This window comes from Pseudoxanthomonas sp. YR558 (genome assembly GCF_900116385.1).
Lineage (GTDB): Bacteria > Pseudomonadota > Gammaproteobacteria > Xanthomonadales > Xanthomonadaceae > Pseudoxanthomonas_A.
Genome location: NZ_FPCI01000001.1, coordinates 1,896,921 through 1,914,665 on the forward strand (window position 1 = coordinate 1,896,921; position 17,745 = coordinate 1,914,665).

Here is a 17,745-nt window from a genome sequence, read left to right on the forward strand (position 1 = left end):
CCTGATGTGCGCTGGGGTGTGACCGGCCGGCCTGAGGGGTGGCTCGGGCGTGCGACTTTTCGGAGCTTGCCGTTGCGCGAGAGCGCTGATTCCCGTCTCAAACGACACCAACGCTTCCGAATGAACCGGATCCTCCGCGCCGGAAATCACTTCGGCCGCAAGCAGTTGGTGTTCACGGCACACACTGGCCAGACTACAAGTCTGTGTAATTTCTGTGTAACTGTGCCGCAAAAGGCTGACAACCTGCGGCTAAACTTGGAAAAGGGAGCCGCGGCTAAATGACTGTTTTTTAAGCCTTATTCCAAAAATATGAGGCTAGATAAAAAATGCGGAAACTAGCCGATTTCGGATTATGAGTCCTCTGCTCTAACCATTGAGCTATAGGCCCGCTGGGCCGGGATTGTACCGGACGGGGCCTGTTCCAAAGTTGCGGCGTCGGGCGTGCCGCGCAAAGTCAGTGCACGTACGAGGACGTCCGGCGGAGCGGACTCCTCCGGGATACGCAGCCACCTGCGCTCGCGCAAGAACTGCCCCACGGCCGGGGACGAGGTGAGCACGTTGATCGGCACCGACAGCACCATGCCCAGCACCACCGGCGCCATCCACGCGGCGAGCGCGGGCGATACGAGGTAAGCCAGCACGCCGCTCAGCGCACCGAACACGGTGAGTCCCGCGTAGCGACGCACCAGGCTGCCGAGCGGCACGCTGCCGTCGTCGCGGCGTTGGGTTTCCCAGCCCGAATCGCGGCCGGCCAGCACTTCCGCCACGCCGCGCGATTGCACGTACATGGTGACCGGCGCCATCAACGCCGCCAGCACCGTTTCCAGCACAGCGCTGCCAATGATGCGGATCGCACCGCCGCACTGCCGACGCAGCTCCGGTTGCAGCAGCGTTGCCATGCATCCCATCACCTTCGGCGCGAGCAACACAGCCATCGTGAAATAGAACACCCAGAGGAAACGCTCCGGGTCGCCGCCACGCCAGTACAGGGCCGGCGTGAATCCCTCCAGGTGCGGCTGGTCGAGCGAGAACCCCGCCTGCTGCAACGGGATCGCCAGGCCCGCCAGCATCAGCATCGCCCACATCGGCGCGGTGAAGTAGTGGCCGATGCCGACCAACAGGTGCATGCGACTGAGCCAATGCAGGCCTCGCGCGGGCAGTACCGCCCCATGCTGCAGGTTGCCCTGGCACCAGCGGCGGTCGCGTACCAGCATGTCGGTCAGCGACGGCGGACCTTCCTCGTAACTGCCCGACAAAGCCGGCGCCATGTGCACGGCCCAGCCGCCACGGCGCAGCAATGCGGCTTCGACGAAGTCATGGCTCAGCACCGCGCCAGCGAACGGCTTGCCGCCGCCCAGGTGGGGAAGCCCGGCATGCGCGGCGAAGGCGGAGGTGCGGATCAGCGCATTGTGGCCCCAGTAGTTGCCCTCCGCGCCGTGCCACCACGCAACGCCCTGCGCGAGGACCGGACCATAGACGCGCCCGGCGAACTGCTGCATGCGCGCGAAGAAGGTGCGTCCGTTGACGATCATCGGCAACGTCTGCACCAGCGCGAGCCGTGGATTCCTTTCCATCGCCGACGACAGCCTCACCAGCGTACCGCCGGTCATCAGGCTGTCGGCATCCAAGATCAGCATGTGCGGGTAAGCGGCGCCGAATCTGCGCACCCACTCGGCGATATTGCCGGCCTTACGCTCGGTGTTCTTGTCGCGACGCCGGTAGTACACACGTGCCGCGGGGCCGAGGCGGTGCCTCAGCTGCGCGAAGGCGCGTACCTCTTCCTGCGCGACGTCCGGCTTGGTGGTGTCGCTGAGCACGAAGAAGTCGAAACGGTCGGATTGGCCAGTCTCCGCCAGTGATTCGTGCATCGCCTGCAAGCCCGCCAGCAAGCGGTCGGGGTCTTCGTTGTAGGTCGGCAGCAACAACGCCGTGCGCGTCGCGAGCTCCGGCAGCGGCGCATCGGGATCGATGCCCAGCGGCATCGTTCGATGCGAAACCAGTTGGACGAAGCCCGCCAGCGCGCTCGAGAACGCCAGCGCAATCCATGCGAACAGCGCCACGAACAAGCCGAGCACCACACCTTCCAGCATGTCGATGCCGTCGCCCCGCAGCACCCACCACACCTGGTAGGTCGCCAGCAGGGTGAGCATCGTTGCCCCGCCCATCACGACCGCACGGCGCCACGGCATGTCGGTGGGCGACGTCGGCAAACGGCGCGACGCAAGCCGCCCCGTCGACAGGTCCTGTACGGGCATGTCGAGCGGTGCTTCCGGCGGCAGCCACGTCTGCGTACTGGAATCGTGGTCGGCGGTCTTGTTCATGCTCAAGTGCTCCAGCGGTACAGCCAGGTTTCGGACAGCGGCGCGTGCCCCTCCAACACGCGCGCATGCAGTTCGACGTCACGCCCGTCGGCGCTGTCGGTGTTCGGGCGGAACTCGAAGCTCAGGCGCCAGCCCTGCGTTGCCGGATTCGGATACACGACCGCACCGCTCACCTCGCCGCGCGCTGCCCAGACATCCGGCGTCAGTTTCGCGTCGCGCGGCATCGAGGCCAGGCGTCCACCTTCCAGGTCGATCACCACCAGCCGCCGCGCCGGATCCGGCGCCGCGCCGATGCGCGTGTCGCTGACCACGGCGAGCGCCGGTTGCCATGCATGCATGTCGCACCAGTGCATGCGGTAGTCGAAGCGATGCTCGCGACCCGCGCGCAATGGTTTCTCCGGGCGCCAGAACGCCACGATGTTGTCGTGGTATTCGTCGCCGGTCGGGATTTCGACCAGCGTCACCGCGCCCTTACCCCACCGGCCACGCGGCTCGATCCACAGGCTGGGGCGCTGGTGGTAGCGCGCCTCGATGTCGGCGTAATCACCGAAGCCGCGCTTGCGCTGCATCAGGCCGAAGCCTCGCGGATGCGCGTCCATGAAGGCGCTGCTCTGCACGCGCGGCGGATTGCTCAATGGCCGCCAGATCTGGTCGCCATTACCGTTGAAGATCGCCAGTCCATCGGAATCGTGCACGGCGGGCCGGTAGTCGTCGGTGCCCACGCGATCGCCCGCATCGAACTCGAACATGCTGGTCAGCGGCGCGATGCCGGCACGCGCCAGGTCGACGCGCGGATACAACCGCGATTGCACATCGATAACCGTCTCGGCACCGGGCTTCATGTCGAAGCGGAACGCACCGGCCACGCTCGGGCTGTCGAGCAGCGCATGCACCACCAGGTGATCGGCACCGGGTGCGGGCTGTTCGATCCAGAATGCGCGGAAGATCGGGAACTCCTCCGCTCCCGCATCGCCGCTTCCCAACGCGAGTCCGCGCGCAGACAAGCCGTATGCATGTCCCTTGCCCAGTGCGCGGAAATAGCTCGCGCCGAGGAAGGCGATCAGTTCGTCGTAAACGTCCGGCGCATTGAGCGGCGTGTGCACACGGAAGCCGGCGAAGCCGAGATCGCTGCCGAGTTCAGGCGTCGTGCCCGGCGGAAACGAAAACAGCTCGGTCGTGTAAGCGATCGGCGTCGCGCTATCGCCTTCCACGCGATACAGCTCGACACGCTGCTTGAACAGAAAGCCGCGATGGAACATCTGCACCTGGAAAGGCAGGCCTTCCTTGCGCCAGATCGCCTGTTGCGGATCGAAGCGCAGGTCGCGGTAGGCGTCGTAGCCGGTATCCAGCGCCGCGGGCAGCGTTTCGTCCGGCGCGCGGTACGGTTGCCGGGCCAGCGCGCGGGCCAAGTCTGGAACCGTTTCCATCGTGAAGCGTGTCGAAGGTGCGGCGGCATCCGTCGTTGTCGTTGCCTGCGCCAGCACGCGGGGCACGCCGCCCAGCAGTGCGATGGCGAGCGCGCTCTTGAGTGCGTCTCGTCGTTGCACGCGGTTCTCTAACCGTGGTGATGGCGTCAGTGTAGAGAGCGTGATGTGACGGTGATGACAAGGCGGCGATGCGCGAGTCGCCGACAGTGCACCAAAAAAAGCGCGACCCCGAAGGGCCGCGCCTGGATGGTGCATCACCGCGCGTTGCGTCAGTCGATATCGAGGAAGCTGCGCAGCTGTTCCGAGCGCGAGGGGTGACGCAGCTTGCGCAGCGCCTTGGCCTCGATCTGGCGGATGCGCTCGCGAGTGACGTCGAACTGCTTGCCGACTTCTTCCAGCGTGTGGTCGGTATTCATGTCGATACCGAAGCGCATGCGCAGCACCTTGGCTTCCCGCGGGGTCAGGCCGGCCAGCACGTCGCGGACGGTTTCCTGCAGGTTGATGTTGGTGGTGTTCTCGATCGGGGACTCCACGTTGGTGTCCTCGATGAAATCGCCCAGGTGGGAATCCTCGTCGTCGCCGATCGGGGTTTCCATGGAGATCGGTTCCTTCGCGATCTTCATCACCTTGCGAATCTTGTCTTCCGGCATGTCCATTTCTTTCGCCAGTTCTTCCGGCGTGGCCTCGCGGCCGTACTGCTGGAGCATCTGGCGGGAAATGCGGTTGAGCTTGTTGATCGTCTCGATCATGTGCACCGGGATGCGGATGGTGCGCGCCTGGTCAGCGATCGAGCGGGTGATCGCCTGGCGGATCCACCAGGTGGCGTAGGTCGAGAACTTGTAGCCGCGGCGGTATTCGAACTTGTCGACCGCCTTCATCAGGCCGATGTTGCCTTCTTGGATGAGGTCGAGGAACTGCAGGCCACGGTTGGTGTACTTCTTGGCGATGGAGATCACCAGGCGCAGGTTAGCCTCGACCATCTCCTTCTTCGCCTTGCGCGCCTTGGCTTCGCCATAGGCCATCGCACGGCTGATTTCCTTGATGTCGGCCAGCGTCAGGTGCATCGCCTGCTCGACCGCGATGGTGGCTTCCTGCTCGGAGACGATCTGGTCCTTAACGTCGCGCAGGCCCGAAGACCACTTCTGCTTGCGCTTGAGGACCTCGTCCACCCAGCCCAGATTGGTCTGGTTGCCTTCCCAGGCACGCAGGAATTCCTTGCGCGGCATCTTGGCGACGTTCGCGCACAGGTGCAGCACGCGGCGCTCGTGGTCCTTGATCTGCGCCATCACTTCGCGCAGCTTCCGGACCAGCGTGTCGGTCAGCGGCAGCGGCAGCTTCAGAGTGACGAAGGTCTCAGCCAGTTCGCTGCGCAGCTTGGCGACGGCCTTGTTCTCCGGACCATTCTTGGCGTACGACTTCTTGAACTTGGCGTAGCCATCGGCCAGCACCTGCATGCGGCGTGCGACCTCTTCCGGATCGGGACCCGTCGGCGCGGCTTCTTCGGCCACATCGTCGCCGCCATCCTCGTCGTCGTCCTCGTCCTCGCTCGCGTCGGCGGCCTCTTCGGCGACCGGGGCGCTCTCGACGGGTTCTTCGACGTCGTTGAAACCGACCACGACTTCAGCCAGGCGCTTCTTGCCGGCCTTGTGCAGTTCGTAGTCTTCCAGCAGCAGTTCGATGGACCACGGGAAGTTGCCCAGCGACGCCTGGACCTGGGCCAGGCCTTCCTCGATGCGCTTGGCGATGGCGATTTCGCCCTCGCGGGTCAACAGCTCGACCGTACCCATCTCGCGCATGTACATGCGCACCGGGTCGGTGGTGCGGCCACCTTCGGTATCCAGCGAGGTCAGCGCGGCGGCAGCTTCTTCCGCGGCGGTCTCGTCGACTTCGCGGTTGCCGGTGTTGCCGTCGGCGAGCAGCAGGGTTTCGGCATCGGGCGCGACTTCATGGACATCGATGCCCATGCCATTGATCATGCCGATGATGTCTTCGATCTGCTCCGGATCGACCAGGTCGTCGGGCAGGTGATCGTTGACTTCGGCGTAAGTCAGATAGCCCTGCTCCAGGCCCTTGCTGATCAAGAGCTTGATGTCGGACTGCTGGGCAGGACGTTCGTTGGCCATGGAGGTTGCGCCACCGGGAAGTGAGGAAGGGAGAACCCCGTATTATACCAGCCCGGACCGGGTAGGGCTCCTGAACCCCGGCCACCGACAAGGGGAGAACGTCATGGCCGAAGCAGGAAGGTCACGGGCCCGTCATTGACGAGGCTGACCACCATATGGGCACCGAAACGCCCGGTTTCCACCCTTCCGGTGTGCTTTTCCCTGCATATCTCGACCAGCCGGTTGAAGCCCTGTTCAGCCTCGGCCGGGGGAGCGGCGGCGGTGAAGCTGGGCCGCATTCCTGAGCGGGTGTCGGCGGCCAGGGTGAACTGGCTCACCAGCAGCAGTCCGCCGCCCGTATCGGCCAGGGACCGGTTCATCCGTCCCGCCTCGTCCGCGAACACGCGGTAGCCCAGCAAGCGTTCGGCCATGCGGGCGATCTGCGCCTCGCCGTCACCCGGCTCCATGCCCACCAGCGCCAGCAGGCCGTCGTCGATGGCGCCGACGACCTCGCCGTCCACCGTGACCGTGGCCGAAGCAACGCGTTGGATCAGGGACAGCATGGGCGGGCTCCGCGCGAGGGAGCGACAGGATAGCCGCAGCATCGGACCGCCTTCTTGCCTCGGGTGCGCCGTCCCGGTTGGCTACACTCTCCGGATGAAACCGGCCACGCTCGCCTCGCTCGCTTACCACGCCGCCGCCCTGGTCGGTCGCCTGCCCTGGCCCTGGCTGCGCACCTTGGGCGATGCCATAGCCTGGGCCTGGCGCCGATCCGACGCCCGCGAAAGCCGGGTCGCGCGCCGCAACCTGGAAATTGCCTTCCCGGACCTGTTGCCCGGCCAGCGGGAGGCGCTGCACGAGGCCATCCTGCGCACCACCTCCCGGCAGGCCCTGGAAACGCTCCGCTTCTGGACACGCCCCCCGGCCGAGAACCTGGCGCTGTTGCGCGAGCGCCACGGCGAAGCGCTCTACGACGCGGCGCTGGCCAGCGGCAAGGGCGTAATCGTGGCGGCCCCGCACTTCGGCAACTGGGAGCTGCTCAACCAGTGGCTGGCCTCGCGCGGCCCCATCGCGATCGTCTACCGACCGCCCGAATCGGCCGTCGGCGACGCCTTCCTGCTGCGCGTGCGCGGCGCAGACAACATTCGCCAGGTGCGGGCTGAAGGCCCTGCCGTGCGCCAGCTATGGAAAGTGCTCAAGGAGGGCGGCGCCGTCGGCATCCTGCCCGACCAGCAACCGAAAGCCGGCGACGGCGAGTTCGCCCCCTTCTTCGGCACGCAGGCGCTGACGATGACGCTGGTCTCGCGCCTGGCCGAACGCACCGGCGCGACCATCCTGTTCGCCTGGTGCGAGCGGATCGGACCCGGTCCCGACTTCGCACTGCACGTGGAGCCGGCGCCCACCGGCATCGCGGATGCGGATCCGATCGCGGCGGTGACGGTGCTCAACCAGGTCGTCGAGCGCATCGCGCGACGCGATCCCGCGCAGTACCAGTGGACGTACAAACGCTATACCCTGCGGCCGGAGGGCAGCGGCGAGGACAATCCCTACCGCTGAAGGGGACAACACACGGGGGATGCGATGCGCGCACGTAGGTGGCTGACAGGATGGTTGGCGGGATGGCTTGTGGTCCCCGCGGTGGCCGCGCAGGACCCGGCCGCATTGAATCAGGTGTCGCGGGCATGGGACCGCTATGCAGAGTTGAGTAGCCAGAACAAGGCGGAGAGCGTCGACCTGCTGGCTGCTTCCAGCCTGATCCACTTCGGCTTCCTGCGCGATATGGCGCTCTACGCCTCGCCGGAACAGGTCCGACGGCTGCCCAGCGGCGACCGCATCACGGTCTACCTGCTGCGCGCCACCCAGCAACCCGACGCGCTGAAAGCGATGGACAACCGCGCGGTGGCCCGGCTGTGCATGACCGAAGGCTGGTCCGGCGTGGAAGAGGGCAACGAAGACCGGCCCATCCTCTCGCTGTCCAATGTCACCGTGATCGAAGACCTGGCCGTGGGTGAGGTCGCGCCGCCGACGGAGAGCCAGTTCCAGTTCGGACCCATCCTGGTCCGCGAGGACGGCCAATGGCGCTACCGGTACGAATCGCTGATACCCGACGTGTCGGCCTACATGGACCAGACGTTCAAGCAGGCCGGGCTCGGCGAAGTCCGCAGCATGGAGCTGGCGCTGGCCGGCCTGCTGGAAGACGAAGCCCCGAGCATGGCCCTGCTGGACCGCACGCCGCTGGACGATGCGGCCATGCGCACGCGCCTCAGTGAAAGCTGGCCGGACTATGCCGCGCCGTTCCGCTGGCGCCTACGTGCCGTTCGCAGCAAGGCCGAGGCAGGCGACGCCTTCGCCCAGTTCGCCTACGGCGCACTGCAATACAGCGGAGGCCTGCCGCAGATGGTCCCGAAGAACACGACCGAAGGCCTTGCCTGGCTCGAGAAGGCCAGCGAAGGCGGCCAAGCGAAGGCCGCGTGGCTGGCTTCGATCGCGATCACCGAGGAAGGCAAGTATTCCGACGACGCCATGCAGCGCGCGCTTCCCCATCTCAAGCGTGCTGCCGCACAGGGCGTCGATCCCCAAGCGCTGCTGACATTATCCCAATACCACCACGACGGCCTTGCCGGCATGGCCCGTGATTGCCACCAGGCCGAGGAATGGGCCGCGCGCGCAGAAGAGGCTGGCGCGGAGCAGGCGCGCAACGAGCGCGTGTGGATCCTCGCGACCTGCCCCGTTCCGGGCCAGCGCGAGGCCGCCCGCGCATTGGAGCTGGCGCAATTCATGATCCAGCGCAAGGACGAACTCGGCTGGCACGAACTGGATACGGTGGCCTCTGCATTAGCGGCGAACGGCGATTTCACCCGGGCCGTGCAGTTCCAGACGCTCGCCATCGAGAAGATGACCGCCGACGCGGATGTCTCCAAGGAGAGGCGCGGCCCGATCCAGAAGCGCATGAAGGCGCGACTGGGCAAGTACCGCAGCGGGCGCGACTACGTGTTGGACTACCGTGCCATCGACGAAATGAGAGCGAGCAGGCTTTGATGCAGACCGATCACGACATCGCCGCGTCGCCGGCTCCGTCTTCCTGGCAGGCGCTGCCGTCGCGCGGCGCCTGGCTGGCCGCGCTGGGCGGTGCCGCGTTGCTGTTTCCGCTGGGGTTCCCCGCTTTCTTCATCTCGCGCACCAGTGACCTGGTCTCGCCCTGGGTGGCGGTGCCGTTGGCTGCAGGCGTGGGCGCCCTGCTGGGCGCCTGGGTCGCGGTGAAGCGCCATCGCCGCACGCGCTGGCGCCTGGACGACCAGGGCCTGGCCGTGCGCCGCGGCAACTGGTGGCAGAGCGAGACGCATGTACCGATCTCGCGCGTGCAACACCTGGACCTCAAGCGCGGCCCCTTGGAACGCAGCGCACGCCTGTCGACGCTGGTGGTGCACACCGCGGGAACGCGCATGGCGGCAGTCTCGATCTCCGGGCTGGATGTCGACGATGCCGAGCGCCTGCGCGAGCGCCTGGCGACCCAGTTGGACCACGACGACGCGCTGTGATGGACGACGTCTCCGTGGATACCGCCTCGCCCGAACGCCGCCTGCATCCTTGGTCGTGGCTGTTCGTGCTGTTGCAACAACTCAAGCAATTCATCTTTCCGCTGGCGGCGCTGCTCGTGTTCGGCGCGCGCAAGGGCGACGACGACCTATGGATCTCGCTGGCGCCCTTCATCGGCATCGTCGTGCTGGTGACGCTGGCGATCCTGCAGTACTTCACCTACCGCTACGTGATCGGCCGTGACGGCCTGACCGTGCGCGAAGGCCTGCTGCACCGCTCACGGCGCGAGATCCCGTTCTCACGGATCCACAACGTGGTCGTGCACCAGTCGCTGCTGCACCGGGTGTTCGGCGTCGCGGAAGTGCGGTTGGAATCCGCCGGCGGGCAGAAGCCGGAAGCGCAGATGCGCGTGCTCGGCCTGCGCGATGCACTCGCGCTGGAGGACCTGGTGCGCCATCAGGTCCGGGGTTCCGCACCCGGCCATGTGGCATCGCCGGACGCCGAAACACGGGAAGCCGATGCGACCCTGCTGTCGTTGTCGACCGCGGAAGTGATCCGGCTGGGCCTGATCTCCAACCGCGGCATGATCGTGGTGGCGGCGGCCTTCGGTGCCGCGTGGCAGATCCTGCCAGAGCGCATGATCGAACAGTTCTTCCGCCAGGGCGCCAAGCAGGCCTTCGGATATGCCGAACAACTGCACCTGGGATGGCTGGCCGGCGCAGCCGGCGTCGCGGCACTCGTGCTCCTCGCCCTTGGCTTGGTCCGCCTGCTGTCGGTGGTGTTGGCGCTGCTGCAGTTCCATGGTTTCCGGCTGACCGAAGATGCACGCCGGTTGATGGTGGAGCGCGGGCTGCTCGCGCGCCTGCGCACCAGCGTGGCGCGTCGGCGCATCCAGGCATGGACGCTGCAGGAAGGCGTGCTGCACCGCTGGTTCGGACGTCGCTCGCTGCGCATCGATACTGCGGTGGCCGAGAAGGCCGGCCAACAGGACCAGCGCGCACTGAAGGACCTGGCGCCGATTGCCACGCCCGAGGCCTGCGATGCCCTGCTGGGCCACCTGCTTGCGCAGGGAGCGTGGCCACGCGAGGACTGGCAGCCTGTCGCCGCATCCGCGCGCTGGCGCTTGCTGCTGCCGACCGTGGCCTGGCTGCTGCCCGTCACCGCCCTGGCCGCCTGGCACCTTGGGCCGTGGGCCTGGTGCGCGCTCGCATGGCTTCCTGTCGCCGCCTACGCCGCGCACCGGCAGTCGTCCCGGATGGGCTGGTCGCTGGACGATCATTTCGTTGCGGTCCGCGGCGGCTGGTGGTCGCGCTACTGGCGCTTCGCCGAGATCGACAAGCTGCAGGCCCTGCGCCTGTCTCGCTCACCGCTGGACCATGCCTGCGGCACGGCGTCGGTGTGGCTGGACACCGCCGGCGCGAATGGCATTGCCGCACCGCTGGCGCTGCGTTTCGTTCCGGAAGCTGAGGCGCACGCTACCTTCGAGCGCCTCTCCACCGCATTGTCCCGCCGCCGTCTCCGCTGGTGAGGCCCGCCGGCCCTGGCGGTGCTTAGGCCGGGCCCCAGTACCCGATGCGCTTGCGGATCTTGAGCTTCCGCCAGAAATTCATCGGCTTGGACTTCGGGTTTCGTGCGCCGGCCGCGATGAAGGCATCGATGGCATCGAGGACGCGCTCGCTGGAACGACCATCGCGGTAAGGATGGATGCTGTCGGCGTAAGCCGCGATCGCTTCCATCAGCTCGGGCGGCCGCGACAGTGCGCGGCGGATCGCAGGCTCGAATTGCGCAGGATCGTCGATATCGATCAGCTGCGGGCCGGGACGACGATTCTTGAACGTCACCACCGGCTTGTGGGTCAGCAGGAACTCGTTGAGCGCAGACGAGGTGTCCGAGCACATCATGTCCACCTGCGGGAACAATTCCAGGATGTTGTCGTCGTCGGCGAAGCGCAGGTGTCCGTTCTCCAGCGCACGGAACTTCGCCACCGTGGCCGGATCCATCTTGGGGTGGAAGGTGACGATCCACTTCCATTCGCCGGTGCGCGAAAGCCGCTTCACTTCCTCGTACAACGTCTCCGCGGCACTCCACGACGGCGAGAACGTCGAGTGGTAGAGGATGACCGGAGGTTGGCGCACGGGTGGCACGCCACCGGCGATTTCCTGCATGAAGGGGTCGATCTTCGGCCAACCCGTCTCGACGACGCTGAAGTGCCCGACCTTGTCGGCGATCGCCTTGAACTGCGCCGTGTCGCGCGGCCCGGTAGTGCAGTAAAGATCGAAGAACCCACGGATGTAGATGTGGCGCGGTTTGCCCGCGTCGAAGCCGTGGAAGGTTTCCACTTTCACGCCGGGGAAGAAGTGCGGCACCGCGTTGCTGCCGGTGATTACTGCGATCGCGCTCCAGCGACGGACCTCCTCGGTCGTCGTCAGCAGCTTCTCGTCGGGATGAAGATCCTCGGCGCCGGGACCGTCGAAGAACCAGGCCGCCTCGCCGCCGCGCGCACGGATGGCCTCCTGCACGGGCCGTAGGATCGCCAGCGCATAGCGCTCGGAGCCGTAGAGGAGGTAATGCTTGGCCATCAGTGTTCCAGTCCGTGTTGGGCGAGCTTGGTGTGCGCGGCGTCGATGGAGGCCGGGTTCCGCTGCATTTCGTAATAGCGCATGCGCTTGTAGACGGCGTAGCTGGCCGCGGTCTGCGCGATGATGAAACCACGCCAACCATCCAAGCAGGCCAGACGCAGCACGTAGTCCTTGAAGAAGGTGGACAGGTAGACCAGCGGCGTGAGCCACATCCGCACCGGGCGCCGCTTGTCGCGCCAGTCGAGCGCCTTGAGTTCGCTGTAGCGCAGGACCTTCAGCTGTTTGTGCGCCAGGCTGGGATTGTCGGCATGGTTGAACGGCGTCTTGAACTCGGCCGCCTCGCCGTCGAAACGAAGGGATTCATGCACACGCGCATCGGTCCATCGCGCACGTCCGCGATGGTAGAACCGCGCCATCCGCTCACCGACCATCGGCCTGTACCAGCGCATCGGCGCGCCCATCAGCCAGGTGCTCCGGCGCAACCAAGCGCCGGCCTTGTCGGAGGCGATCAGAGCGGGCAGCGCGCGCTCCAGGTCAGCGGCCAGTTCGGGCGACAGGAATTCGTCCGCGTCCAGCACCAGGATCCAGTCATGGGCCGCCTGCGTGCTGGCGAAGTTGCGTTGCGGGCCGAAGCCCAGCCAGTCCTGGTGGGCGACGCGCGCGCCATGGGCCTGAGCGATGGCGACGGTGGCATCGGTGCTGCCGCTGTCCACGATCAGCTTGTCCGCGGCGAACGGCACGCTATCCAGGCAACGCGCGATGTTGGACGCCTCGTTGTGGGTGATGACGACGAGGGAGACGGGCAGGCGGGGCATGCCACGATTCTACCCGCAGCGACGGCTGTGCCCGCGCGCCGCAGGGTCGGCCAGGCTGGTTGGGCGCTACGCTTGCGCTGCAGGCAGCGGGACGTACGCCTCGCCCGGGGTCGCGGGCAGGCGCCGCGTCGCGCTGACCGTGCCGGCGCCATCGATCATCGCCGCCACGGCTGCGGCCAAGCGCTCGCGAAAGGCCCGATCGTTCTGCAGATAGAAATCGCGGGCCGCCGCCTGTTTGGCCTTGATCTGCGCCTCATCCAGCGCCAGCGCCGCCGCCACCGCGCACTCCAGCGCCTCCGCTTCGACCAGGTAGCGCGTGGCCAGTTGCTGTTGGCCGGTCTGCGAGAACGGGATCAGTACGCCGCGATCGGCGGTCACCAGTTCGTTCATCGGTTCGGCATCGGTCGTAAGCACGATCGCGCCGGCACTCAATGCCTCGACGATGTAGTGGCCGAAGCCTTCGGTCTCGGAGGGACACAGGTGGAACAGATTGGCGTTCTGGATCTCGCGCAGTTCGGCGTCGTCCAGGTAGTCCACCCGGTGGACGATATTGGCTGCCTGCGGTCGGAAGTCCGCCATGCGCGGATGCTGCACTACCGTCAGCACCGGCCACTCGGGATGACGTGCCCAGGTCTCCAACACCAATCGCGTGCGCTTGGCGCTGCTGCGCCCAGCCAGGTGCAGGAAGCTTCGCTGGCGCGCGACGCTGTCCAGGTGGCGGTCCGTGCTGGTGAACCCGACGGGCGCGACCTCACAGCCCTGGCGATGGAAGATCCCCGTGGCATGTGAGGTCTTGGTCAGTACGCGATCGACCCGCGGCAGGCGGCGCACGTCACGCGGCAGGCACCATTCGGGGTTCGGAATAAAGGCGTTTCGCTCGGCCGCCCCCAAGAACTCCGGGGTGATGTGTTCGAGCATCAGATTCAGGTCGAAGCGTTTGCGCCGGGCCAGGCGCCGGCCCACGATCGCCGCGCGCTGGAACCAGGGACCTAACCATTTGCGCAGCTTGCCTCGCCCGCGCGCCGGCTGGATGGCGACCTGGAACCCCGCTTCGCGCAGCGCCTGCTCGATCAGTCGTAAGTCACGGCTCAAGCCGACACCGTTGTCCCAACCGATCAGGTTGACGTGGCGCATAGGGGGGCACTACAGGGGGGAGCGCAGAGTGTAGGAATCGCTTGATGACTCAAATGTGAGAGAACGCCCGGTCTACAACGGCGTTCCGCCCGCATTTAGAAATGTGAAACGAAACTTCAGCTACGTTTGCTTGGCCTGTCCGGCGCTGGCAACAGCGTCAATGCGCAGCCCAGTAGCAGGCCGACGATGACAACGTAGGCACTGGCGCTCAACGCATGCGAGAACATCGACTGTGTCAAACCCGATATCAGATAGACCGCGACCAGCATGCCCGCGGTCCAGGCAGCACCGACGGGGACGTCTGGGTTTAGCCGGCGGACTTGGCTCGCCGCGATCATCAGGGGCGCGCCATAAAGCAGCAGCAGGGCGGCGATGCCGCCGATCCCCATCGTCGCACCCCACTGCGCGAGATCGTTGTGCGCATGCTCAAGGCCGCAGAAGTGGCGCGGCGCCTGCTGGCAGTAACGGCTGTCGTCGACGCGCTGGGCGAAGCCCCCCACACCTACGCCCGCCAGCGGCGCCGACCTGAAAGCGCCCCAAGCGACCGTCAGCAGCCCCATGCGCGCGCTGATGGGCTGGTCGACCTGGTCGCCCGCGTAGCCGGAGACGTCCGCGTGCACCTGATCGAGCCGGAACTGTGTGGACAGCCAGGGCACCGTCCACAGCGCAACGAACAGCGCTGCGAAGAGGCCCGACACCATCGCCAGCCGCCGCCACCGATGCTGGGGAGCACCACCGACGAAGAGCATCAGCAGGACCAGACCCAGCCCCGGCAACGCGCCCCGGCTCCCGCTCAGGGTGATCGCCACTACGGCCAGCGCCACGATGAGGGCGAGCAGCAGCTGCATCGAAAAGCCGGTCCGAGCCGGACGGGCGAACACGGCGACTACGAGCAGAACCAGTACCGCGTTGGCGAACACGATGGGGTTGGCTTCACCGCCGGCGCGCGGCGCGCCCGACCACGTTTCCATGATCGACAGTACGAAAGCGACAAGTAGGCCGGCCAGCGCACCGTACCAGAGGCATGAGACGCGGACGCGGGTCACCCAGGCCAGCCATGCGCACCACGGCAGCAACAGGCATCGCGAGACGTTGTCGAGAGCGGAGAGATTCGCGCCACTGGCCCACGCCGAGAATGCCGACATCGCCAGGACGACGAGCACGGCCAGCGTCAGGCCCTTCACGGCGCGCGGAACCCGCTCGCGTGCAGAGCGCCAGGCCTCGGGCAACGCGACGCACGTCGCGACCAGCATCAAGGCGGCGAAGATCGAAAGTCCCTTGGGCACGACCAGCAAGGCGACGGCGCTGAAGCCCGCCAGCCACGCGAGTGCGCGTGCGACATCCTGTCGACGATGGCTCCTGACCTGCATGACCTCGGGTTCTGCGTAGTGCGACGGCACGTTCAATGATGCAGCGACCGGACTGGACGGGAACCTGAGTCTGCTCCTTCCATTCCGCTCAGGCGTCAAGCCTGGGTGACGCCATGGTGACACTGCACCAACTCGCAGTATCGCCGAAATGACCCGCAGGCATGCCGCGCGCGGTCGCATGCGCGCGACAGGGGCCGCATCCTGCAATCGCGTTCACGCTTTTTTGAGGGCGGCGTAGAAGAAACCGTCCATATCACCCTCACCGGGCAGGCGCTGGCGACCGCCGGCATCCTCGCGCCCCCAATCGGCACCGAGCGGCTCGATCACGGCCTCGGCATGGCGTCCTCGGAAGGCCTCTACCTGCAGCGCATTCTCCGCCCGCAGGACCGAACAGGTGGTGTACACCAGGCGGCCGCCCGGTCGCAGCACCTGCCAGGCCGCGTCCAGCAAACGTGCTTGCAGGCGCGTCAGCGCGTCCAGGTCATCCGCGCGCCGGTGCAGCAGGACATCCGGTTGGCGGCGCACGATGCCGGTAGCCGAGCAGGGAGCGTCGAGCACCACGGCGTCGAAGGGCTCGCCGTCCCACCATGCGGCCGGATCGGCCGCGTCGGCGGCCTTCGTCTCAGCGCCTAGGCCCACACGCTGCAGCGTCTCCTGGACGCGCTGCAACCGACGCGCATCCACATCCAGCGCCAGCAGGCGACGGGTCGGGTCGCGCTCCAGCAGGTGCGCCGACTTGCCGCCAGGCGCTGCGCACATATCGAGTACGCGTGCCCCGGAGGGAAGTTCTTCCAGCAGATCGGCAACGCGTTGCGCTGCGCCGTCCTGCACAGAGACATCCCCCTGTGCGAAGCCGGGCAAGGTCGTGGGCGCCACCGGCTCTCGCAACAACAGGGCGTCCGGCATGTCGTCCGGCGCTTCGGTCGGCAGCCCTGCCTCGACAAGGCGCTGACGGTATGCGTCGCGGCTGCCATGCTGCCGGTTGACCCGCAGCCACAACGGCGCCTCGCGCAGACTCTCGGCGAACACCCGTTCGGCCTCGGCCGGCCAATCTTTCCGGACCTGCCCACGTAACCAAGCCGGCCACGCCAACTCGGGCGTCGACGCAGGCAGGCCCTCGCGCTGAGCACGCCGCAGCAGCGCATTCACCAGCTTGTCCTGGTGGGAGCGCCCAAGTACGCGCACGGCCTCGACCGTTGCCGAGACGGCAGCATGCGCCGGCAGTTCCAGCACGACCAGTTGCGCGAAGCCCACGTGCAATAGCGACTTGAGTTCGTTGTCGCGGGGACCAAGGGGCCGCGGCATCCATTGCGCCAGTGCGGCATCGCTCCGCGTCCGCGCGCGCAGCACGGCGAAACAGATGGCTTCCAGCAGCGCGCGGTCGCGCACGTCTTCGATACCGGGCAGGGTGTGGGTCAACTCGGCCTTGAGCGAGCGGCCGCGATGCATCACGGCATCGACCACGCGGGTGGCCAGCACCCGCACCGCCACACCGGCTTGCCCAGTCACGACGTCACCAGATCGCGCCGCGCGTTGAGGTAGTCGGCGGCGGTGATCGCCTTGCCACCTTCGCGCTGGACGACGCGCAGGCGTAGCACGCCATGGCCGCACGCGACGTCCAATCCCTGGCGACTCGCGCCCAGCAAAGTGCCCGGCGCCGCATCGTGCGCTTCGTCCAGCGAAACAGCACCGTGGATCCGCAACCGTTCGCCCGCGAGGTGAGCTTCGGCCACTGGCCAGGGGTTGAACGCGCGCACCTTGCGCGCCAGTGCCTCCGCCGGCTGCGCCCAGTCGAGCTTCGCTTCGGCCTTGTCCAACTTATGCGCGTAGGCCACGCCCTCTTCCGGCTGCGGGTGCGGCGGCAGGCGGACGCCCGCCCGCAGCAGGCCCAGGGCATCGCGCAGCACCTGGGCGCCGAGATCGGACAGGCGATCGTGTAGTTGCCCACCAGTCTCTTCCGCACCGATCTCCAGACTTTGCGCTAGCAGTACCGGCCCGGTGTCCAGCCCGGCCTCCATCTGCATCAGGCAGACGCCGCTCTCGTCGTCGCCGGCTTCGATCGCGCGCTGGATCGGCGCGGCGCCGCGCCAGCGGGGCAGCAGCGAGGCGTGCACGTTCCAGCAGCCGTACTGCGGGATGTCGAGCACCGCCTGCGGCAGGATCAGACCGTAGGCCACGACGATCATCACGTCGGGCTGCATCTCGCGCAGCGCATCCTGGGTGGACTTTTTCTTCAGCGACAGCGGCTGCAGCACGGGGATGCCGCGCTGGATCGCTTCCAGCTTCACCGGCGACGGCGTGAGGCCGCGTCCGCGCCCTGCGGGACGATCGGGCTGGGTGTAGACGGCCACCACTTCATGCTGGGCATGCGCGGCGCGGAGGCTGGGCACGGCGAACGCCGGCGTACCGGCGAAGACGATTCTCATGGGGCGGGTTCCGGTAAAGGGCTGGCGGGACGGG

General features: G+C 67.0%; 14 protein-coding genes. 4 read left to right on the forward strand and 10 right to left on the reverse strand.

Annotated features, from left to right (window positions below; translation table 11 throughout):
* Positions 1-350: 350 nt before the first annotated feature.
* The 4 genes from mdoH to dtd form a co-directional block, all read right to left on the reverse strand.
* Positions 351-2,321 (reverse strand): glucans biosynthesis glucosyltransferase MdoH, encoded by a 1,971-nt coding sequence (gene mdoH / locus BM365_RS08890; RefSeq protein WP_093488406.1) that lies wholly within the window; start codon positions 2,319-2,321, stop codon positions 351-353.
* A gap of 2 nt (positions 2,322-2,323) precedes the next feature.
* Positions 2,324-3,868 carry an OpgD/OpgG family glucan biosynthesis protein gene (locus BM365_RS08895; protein WP_093488408.1) on the reverse strand — a complete coding sequence of 515 codons (1,545 nt, stop codon included), beginning with the start codon at positions 3,866-3,868 and terminating at the stop codon, positions 2,324-2,326.
* 149 nt (positions 3,869-4,017) lie between these two features.
* A complete protein-coding gene (rpoD, locus tag BM365_RS08900; protein WP_093488410.1) occupies positions 4,018-5,871 on the reverse strand; it encodes an RNA polymerase sigma factor RpoD in 1,854 nt (617 codons plus the stop codon).
* Positions 5,872-5,972: 101 nt separating this feature from the next.
* Positions 5,973-6,413: a D-aminoacyl-tRNA deacylase gene (gene dtd, locus BM365_RS08905; RefSeq protein ID WP_093488412.1), complete on the reverse strand. Its 441-nt coding sequence runs from the start codon at positions 6,411-6,413 to the stop codon at positions 5,973-5,975.
* 94 nt (positions 6,414-6,507) lie between these two features.
* Here dtd and BM365_RS08910 point away from each other — a divergent pair, with 94 nt between their 5' ends.
* From BM365_RS08910 to BM365_RS08925, 4 genes are read left to right on the forward strand one after another with little or no spacing between them, the layout of a single operon-like run.
* Positions 6,508-7,407 carry a lauroyl acyltransferase gene (locus BM365_RS08910; RefSeq protein ID WP_093488414.1) on the forward strand — a complete coding sequence of 300 codons (900 nt, stop codon included), beginning with the start codon at positions 6,508-6,510 and terminating at the stop codon, positions 7,405-7,407.
* Between the two features lie 24 nt (positions 7,408-7,431).
* Positions 7,432-8,889 carry a tetratricopeptide repeat protein gene (locus BM365_RS08915; RefSeq protein ID WP_139227380.1) on the forward strand — a complete coding sequence of 486 codons (1,458 nt, stop codon included), beginning with the start codon at positions 7,432-7,434 and terminating at the stop codon, positions 8,887-8,889.
* A complete protein-coding gene (locus BM365_RS08920; protein WP_093488418.1) occupies positions 8,889-9,389 on the forward strand; it encodes a PH domain-containing protein in 501 nt (166 codons plus the stop codon). The genes BM365_RS08915 and BM365_RS08920 overlap by 1 nt, the downstream gene beginning before the upstream one ends.
* On the forward strand, positions 9,389-10,915 hold the full coding sequence (locus BM365_RS08925; protein ID WP_093488420.1) for a PH domain-containing protein: 1,527 nt from the start codon (positions 9,389-9,391) through the stop codon (positions 10,913-10,915). The genes BM365_RS08920 and BM365_RS08925 overlap by 1 nt, the downstream gene beginning before the upstream one ends.
* Before the next feature lie 22 nt (positions 10,916-10,937).
* On the opposite strand, the gene BM365_RS08930 is transcribed toward BM365_RS08925, so the two are convergent.
* The 6 genes from BM365_RS08930 to fmt all read right to left on the reverse strand — a co-directional run bounded on the left by BM365_RS08930 (position 10,938) and on the right by fmt (position 17,711).
* On the reverse strand, positions 10,938-11,966 hold the full coding sequence (locus BM365_RS08930; protein ID WP_093488422.1) for a CDP-glycerol glycerophosphotransferase family protein: 1,029 nt from the start codon (positions 11,964-11,966) through the stop codon (positions 10,938-10,940).
* Positions 11,966-12,781, reverse strand: coding sequence for a glycosyltransferase family 2 protein (locus BM365_RS08935; RefSeq protein ID WP_093488424.1), 816 nt, complete (start codon positions 12,779-12,781; stop codon positions 11,966-11,968). Before BM365_RS08935 ends, BM365_RS08930 begins: the two co-directional genes overlap by 1 nt.
* Positions 12,782-12,847: 66 nt before the next feature.
* Positions 12,848-13,915, reverse strand: coding sequence for a glycosyltransferase (locus BM365_RS08940; RefSeq protein ID WP_093488426.1), 1,068 nt, complete (start codon positions 13,913-13,915; stop codon positions 12,848-12,850).
* A gap of 116 nt (positions 13,916-14,031) precedes the next feature.
* On the reverse strand, positions 14,032-15,315 hold the full coding sequence (locus tag BM365_RS08945) for an O-antigen ligase family protein (RefSeq protein WP_254772683.1): 1,284 nt from the start codon (positions 15,313-15,315) through the stop codon (positions 14,032-14,034).
* A gap of 183 nt (positions 15,316-15,498) precedes the next feature.
* On the reverse strand, positions 15,499-16,794 hold the full coding sequence (rsmB, locus tag BM365_RS08950) for a 16S rRNA (cytosine(967)-C(5))-methyltransferase RsmB (RefSeq protein ID WP_255412351.1): 1,296 nt from the start codon (positions 16,792-16,794) through the stop codon (positions 15,499-15,501).
* Positions 16,791-17,711: a methionyl-tRNA formyltransferase gene (fmt, locus tag BM365_RS08955; RefSeq protein WP_093488432.1), complete on the reverse strand. Its 921-nt coding sequence runs from the start codon at positions 17,709-17,711 to the stop codon at positions 16,791-16,793. The genes rsmB and fmt overlap by 4 nt, the downstream gene beginning before the upstream one ends.
* Between the last annotated feature and the right edge of the window lie 34 nt (positions 17,712-17,745).